Source organism: Lichenibacterium ramalinae, from assembly GCF_004137085.1.
Lineage (GTDB): Bacteria > Pseudomonadota > Alphaproteobacteria > Rhizobiales > Beijerinckiaceae > Lichenihabitans > Lichenihabitans ramalinae.
Genome location: NZ_QYBC01000055.1, coordinates 1 through 3,108, shown reverse-complemented (window position 1 = coordinate 3,108; position 3,108 = coordinate 1). Strand labels below are relative to the sequence as shown.

Below are 3,108 nucleotides of genomic sequence, written 5' to 3'. Positions count from 1 at the left end.
CTGACGACCTAACTGAATCACACTTCACACCGCGCCGCCACGCCGTCGAGATTCTAATGCTCGCTGACGAACTCTAGCTGACCACTGGCACGATATGTGGGCCGAGGTGTGCCGCATCATTCACGAGGAAGGTCTGCCTGCTGACCGGCTCACCATCGTGAAACGGATGCAGCAATGGTTTGTGGACCAGGATCTTCCCGAGCCCGCCTCACAGAAGCTGAACCCCATTCTGGACCGCCTGTTCAAGGCACTCGGCCGATAGCTCGCCGCGATTAAGTTCGTTCTGTTCGGTTCCGTTCGGACAAGCTGCTCACGTTTGCACACTATGACGACCAGAAGCCATCACACACGCTGATGGTGGAGGACAGTCATGGCCTACCGCACCAACAAGAGTGCGCCCGAGCCGGTGGTTCTGCCGGCGGCGCTAGAGCGTAATCGACTTCTGAATGTCAAGCAGATGGCGGAGCTGACCGGCTTCAGCATCGCTCACATCCGCAGGCTCTACAGAACAGGCAAGTTCCCCACGCCGATCCGCATCGGCGGGCGGTCTGTTGCTTGGCCCGCGCATGTCGCCGCTGCTCTGACCGGTTCGCCCGAGAAGGAGGCCGCATAGGCCATGGCTCATTCAAAGAAAAAGCCGGCGCCGCCCTGCCAGGCGGCTACCGGCCTCTCCCACAACATTCCTGTGCAGCTCACCAGCTACGTCGTGACAGATAACGCAGCGCTGACCTTCCGCCAAGTGCCCATTGGGGTGATCCGCCTCGCGCAGCGCTTCGGTCTCTCGGTATCGACCGCTGCGGCCGTGGTCGAAGCCAACGGCTGGGGGTGCTGCTCGTGAGCGCCCTTGGCATCACCCACCACATCGTGGCGCCCGACCGCCTTGCGCGCTCCGCCGAGCAGGCCGCACCGCACCTTCGCGCCATCTGGGCAGCCACGGCCGCCGGCGCCATCGGCTTCGGGCACGTGATCCAGCACTCGGGCGCCTTCCGGTTCACCTCGGGGCGGCCGGTCGTGCTCATCGTCGGTGACGACTTCGACCTCAGCTTCGGGCCAGCAGCGTTTCACCGGAAGAGCCTGCGGCGGTTCCTGCGCGACGCCGGGGCCGCGGTCATCGTCAGCGGCGCACCGGATCCCATGCCCTACGGGGCGGCCCTGGCCGGGGCGATCCTGACAGGCAAGAACGCGGCGATCATCGAGAGCCGTGAGGCCCACGAGCCCGCGTGGATCGCGCTCGTGAAGGAGGCCCAGCCGGGGCTGCCGATGTTGGTCAGCACGCCCGGCGCAACCTCGTCGGTGCGGCATTGAGCGGCCTCGACCTTCGCACGCTGGCCCGCGCCCTCGGCGGCGAGGTGACGGGGCGCGGGGTCCTCGCGCCTGGCCCGGGCCACTCCCGCAGCAACCGCAGCCTCAGCGTGCGCCCCTCGGCCTCGTCGCCCGTTGGCTTCGTGGTGCACAGCTTCTCCGGCGACGACTTCGCGACGTGCCGGGATTACGTGCTCGGCAAGCTCGGAATGTCGCTCGACGCTTGGCGGACGAAAGAGCCAATCGTGTCTAATATACACAATTGGGCTAGGGTGCTGTCTGAAATCAACGTGGATATTATACACGTTGATAACGACAGCGCCGCCCGGATCGCTCGCGCCGTCGCGATCTGGAACGAAGCCGGCCCGGCGTCCGGCAGCATCGTGCAGCGCTACCTCAGTAGCCGTGGCCTCTCCCTCGACCTCGTGGATAATATACACGAGGTGGTCCGCTTCCACCCGCGGTGTCCTTGGCGCGACCAAGCCGAGGACCGGACCATCTACGTGCCAGCCATGGTCGCGCTCATGCGCTCCATCACCACCGACGAGCCGCAAGCGGTCCACCGCACACGTCTCTCGGCCGAAGGCGCGAAGGTCGACCGACGCATGCTCGGCATCGCGGCTGGGGCCGCCGTGAAGATCGACAGCGACGACGCGGTCACGATGGGGCTCTCCGTCGGCGAAGGCATCGAGAGCTGTCTCGCGGCCCGCCAGCTCGGTTTTCAGCCAGTCTGGGCCTTGGCCTCGGCTGGGTCGATATCGGCACTCCCTGTGCTCGGCGGCGTCGAGGCGCTCACCTTGCTCGCCGAGAACGATCCGGCCTCGGATCGGGCTATCAGCCAGTGCGCGGCGCGGTGGCACGCCGCCGGGCGGGAGGTCACCGTGGTGACCCCCAACTTCGGGTCGGACCTCAACGATGCCATTCGCGAGGTCGCCTGATGGACGCCGGCGCGAAGATCTACACGTCGACGCTTTGGGAGCCGCCGCCGGGCCGTTTCGCTGACGACACAGTCGCCGTCACACCGACGGCCGTTCGCGTTCCGCTGAAGCGCCTGGACGCTTTCCTCGCCGAATACGAGCCGCTCGAGTACGCGGTCGAGCCGATCGTCCGCACCGGCTCGCTCTACACCCTCACGGCTCGCACGGGCGCCGGCAAGACGGCCTGGCTCATCTCCCTGGCCCTGGCCCTGGCGACCGGCCGCCGAGACATCCTTGGGCTCGACGTGGAGCGCGGCCGGGTCGCGCTTCTGACCTTCGAGAACCCCGACGACGTGCGGATGCGCCTCAAGGTGTCGTCCTGGTTCCTGGCCGTCGAGGTCCGCGAGATCGTCGACCGGCTGCTGATCCTCGACGCCCGCGTGAAGCCCGAGGACGCCATCGTTGAGCTGACCGAGGCCGCAGCCGAGGCGCCGTTGCGCCTGGTGCTGATCGACACGCTGGCGGCCTTCTTCGACGGCGACAACATCAACGATAACGTTCAGGGCGGCGGCTTCATGCGCCGTCTGCGACCCATCACGCGCCTGCCCGGCCGGCCCGCGGTCGTGGTCGCGGCCCACCCGGTCAAGAACGCCCCGCAGGACAACCTGCTGCCCTACGGCGGCGGCGCGATCTTGAACGAGGTCGACGGCAATCTGACGCTCTGGCGCCGCAGCGAGGGTCCGGCCGGCATCGTGGAGCTTCACTGGCAGGGCAAGCTGCGCGGGCTGGAGTTCGCGCCGATCCCGTTCCGGTTCGAGATCACCAGTTCCCCCGAGGTCACGGACGCCAAGGGGCGCGAGGTGTCGCTGCCGACCATGCTGCCGGTGGT

At 67.2% G+C, this 3,108-nt stretch carries 5 protein-coding genes; all 5 read left to right on the top strand.

All coding sequences use genetic code 11. The features are described 5' to 3' along the window. Positions 1-370 precede the first annotated feature (370 nt). On the top strand, positions 371-613 hold the full coding sequence (locus D3272_RS26940) for a helix-turn-helix transcriptional regulator (protein WP_129222314.1): 243 nt from the start codon (positions 371-373) through the stop codon (positions 611-613). Positions 614-616: 3 nt separating this feature from the next. Further along, positions 617-838, top strand: coding sequence for a hypothetical protein (locus tag D3272_RS26935; protein ID WP_129222313.1), 222 nt, complete (start codon positions 617-619; stop codon positions 836-838). After that, complete coding sequence (locus tag D3272_RS26930; protein ID WP_129222312.1) at positions 826-1,305, top strand: hypothetical protein; 480 nt, start codon at positions 826-828, stop codon at positions 1,303-1,305. Before D3272_RS26935 ends, D3272_RS26930 begins: the two co-directional genes overlap by 13 nt. Next, positions 1,302-2,240 carry a DUF7146 domain-containing protein gene (locus tag D3272_RS26925; RefSeq protein WP_129222311.1) on the top strand — a complete coding sequence of 313 codons (939 nt, stop codon included), beginning with the start codon at positions 1,302-1,304 and terminating at the stop codon, positions 2,238-2,240. Before D3272_RS26930 ends, D3272_RS26925 begins: the two co-directional genes overlap by 4 nt. Next, on the top strand, positions 2,240-3,108 hold an 869-nt coding region (locus tag D3272_RS26920), incomplete at its 3' end, for an AAA family ATPase (protein ID WP_165361560.1). The genes D3272_RS26925 and D3272_RS26920, both read left to right, overlap by 1 nt.

What these genes read in the sequence shown, in the direction of transcription:
- D3272_RS26940 (WP_129222314.1), top strand. Translation starts at nt 371, where the DNA reads ATGGCCTACCGCACCAACAAGAGTGCGCCCGAGCCGGTGGTTCTGCCG.
- D3272_RS26935 (WP_129222313.1), top strand. Translation starts at nt 617, where the DNA reads ATGGCTCATTCAAAGAAAAAGCCGGCGCCGCCCTGCCAGGCGGCTACC.